Below are 2,047 nucleotides of genomic sequence, written 5' to 3' on the forward strand. Positions count from 1 at the left end.
AAAACAAATGATCCAGTCATCAGAAGTGAGTTGGGATGTAGCCATACAAGAAATTGCTGATTGTTTAGTTCAGATTAGAGATGATTTTGGCGGGACTGCTTTTGCTTCTGTTGGGGGCGGCGGTCAGGGTAACCACCTCGGCGCAGCGTATGGCCGACAGCTTTTGCTGGCCATGAAAAGTTATTATGCTTATAACTCACTTGCTCAAGAAAAAACAGGTGATTTCTGGCTCAATGGCCGCCTATTCGGTAGTCAAGCTTGCCATACCACAGAAGATGTTGAACACGCAGATTATGTACTTTTCATTGGGACAAATCCTTTTCAGGCCCATGGCATTCCTAACGCAAGAGATACCCTAAAACATATTAAGAAAGATCCGAATCGAACCATGGTCGTGTTTGACCCGCGTGTTACCGAAACGGCCAAACAAGCAGACATTCATGTGCAGCTAAAACCAGGGACTGATGCTTTTTTAATGTCGGCTATGATTGCGATCATTATTAAAGAAAAGCTTTATGACGAAGCATTTATTGAGCAACATACGCAAGGATTTGACGACGTAAAAACAGTATTTAACCATGTCCCGATTGAAGATTATATTGCTAAAGCTGATGTTCCAGTCGATTTGATTTACCAAGTCGTTCGAGATTTTGCCAAGGCGAAAAGAGGCTGTGTACGTATTGATTTAGGCATTCAACATACTTTAAATACTACATTAAACGGATATTTAGAAAAACTACTGTACTTACTGACTGGAAACTTTGGAAAGCAAGGTACCAATAATCTGCATACTATGTTTATTCCAATCTTAAGCGATACAGATGAAAGAAAGCCGAAATATCGTCGTAGTGTTTACCATAAAATGTTCCCGATTTCCGGGTTTTTCCCGCCTAATATTTTACCCGATGAAATCCTAAAAGCAGGGGAAAAGCGAATTCGCGCAGTTTTTGTAGATAGCTGTAACCCGTTATTAACTTATCCTGATACACCAGCCTATGAGGAAGCATTGAAAGCATTAGATTTGTTGGTTGTGGTGGATGTTGCCATGACGGAAACCGCTAGGCTTGCGGACTACATTTTGCCAGCGCATACCCAGTTTGAAAAATGGGAATTTACTGGCTTTAATCTTGAGTTTCCTAAAAATGGTTTTCACCTCAGGCATCCTGTATTGGCCGCTCAAACGAATACTTTGCCAGAGGCAGAAATTTATACACGATTACTTGAAGCTATGCAGGTGATTCCAAAACGCTTTCCAATTTTAGAAAAAATAGCTTCAGTCGACTCGAAAAAAACAGCCTATTTACCTTACCTATCGGCATTGGGACTTACTTTTGCACGAAATAAAAAATACATTCCTTTTGCAGCCTCAATTCTCTATCGCACTTTAGGTAAACACTTAGAAAAATCAGCTGGTTCAGTTGCTTTTTTATTGCCTCTGTCGATTCAATATGCTGTTTTACACACCAAAGCGGTACGTCGTGCAGGTTATAAGGGTAATCCATTAACACAAGGTGTTAAACTATTTGAGCAGATATTAAAGCAACGTTCAGGTATGGTTTTATCACAACATGAATATGATGAAGTCTGGAAATTGGTTGCTTATAAAGATAAGAAAGTACGTCTTGCGATTCCCGAAATGTTAAGTGAACTCACAACCTTGAAAAGCCATGAGGTGAATGTTGAAGAATTTCCTTTTATCCTTTTGTCGGGTGAGCGACGTAGTTATAACGCTAATCAAATTTACCGTGACCCGGCTTGGCGAAAAGTAGATGCTGAAGGAGCTTTACGAATTCATCCTGAAGATGCAGAGGCCTTAAATGTAGCTATGGGTGATCAAATCAAATGTATCTCACAACATGGAGAAATTCAGGTTACTGTAGATTTTGATGAGGGAATGCGAAAAGGAGTTGTTTCGCTTCCACATGGTTATGGCATGCGCTTTCAAGGTGGGGAACCTATTGGACCACAATTAAACATGCTCATTTCTGGTGAGCATTGTGACCCTTTATCTAAAACGCCTTACCATAAATATGTACCCATCCGTTTA

At 40.3% G+C, this 2,047-nt stretch carries 1 protein-coding gene; it reads left to right on the plus strand.

All coding sequences use genetic code 11. The features are described 5' to 3' along the window. Nucleotides 1-2,047 (plus strand): molybdopterin-dependent oxidoreductase (locus J536_RS23975; RefSeq protein ID WP_032064233.1); only part of this gene is annotated, 2,047 nt, incomplete at both ends.

The sequence above is a fragment of the Acinetobacter sp. 809848 genome, assembly GCF_000581275.1.
Classification (GTDB): domain Bacteria; phylum Pseudomonadota; class Gammaproteobacteria; order Pseudomonadales; family Moraxellaceae; genus Acinetobacter; species Acinetobacter pittii.